This window comes from Pseudoflavonifractor capillosus (genome assembly GCF_016899775.1).
Taxonomy (GTDB): Bacteria; Bacillota; Clostridia; order Oscillospirales; family Oscillospiraceae; genus Lawsonibacter.
In genome coordinates this window covers 1-402 of record NZ_JACJJE010000162.1, presented here as the reverse complement: position 1 = coordinate 402, position 402 = coordinate 1, and the positions used below count along the sequence as shown (strand labels likewise).

Annotated in this window: 1 protein-coding gene; it reads left to right on the top strand. The window is 68.2% G+C overall.

Going from position 1 to position 402, the window contains the following annotated elements:
• The coding region (locus H6B31_RS16815; protein WP_243419126.1) for an aldolase/citrate lyase family protein at positions 1-402 on the top strand (402 nt) is incomplete at both ends.

Genomic DNA, 402 nt, shown 5'->3' with positions numbered 1-402 from the left:
GGTGTGCGTGGCCGGCGGGGCGGACGGCATCCGCATCGCCAAGTGCGAGAGCGCCCAGGACGTAAAGACCGTGGAGGGGGCCGTGGCCGCCGCCGAGGAGGAGTTCGGCGTGGAGCAGGGCCGCACCCTCCTCATGGCTGCCCTGGAGAGTCCTAGGGGCATTCTCAATGCCTACGAGATCTGCGCCGCCACGGAGCGGATGTTCGGCGTGGCCATTTCCGGGGGCGATCTGCGCAAGTGCCTCCAGACCAGCCCCACCCGGGACGGGGTAGACATGCTAGCTGCCCGTGGGCAGGTGATCCTGGCCGCCCGGGCCGCGGGCATCCAGTGCTTTGACACAGTGTTCACCGACCTGGACGACCAGGAGGGCTTTGAGGCGGAGGTCTTGCAGAACAAGGCCAT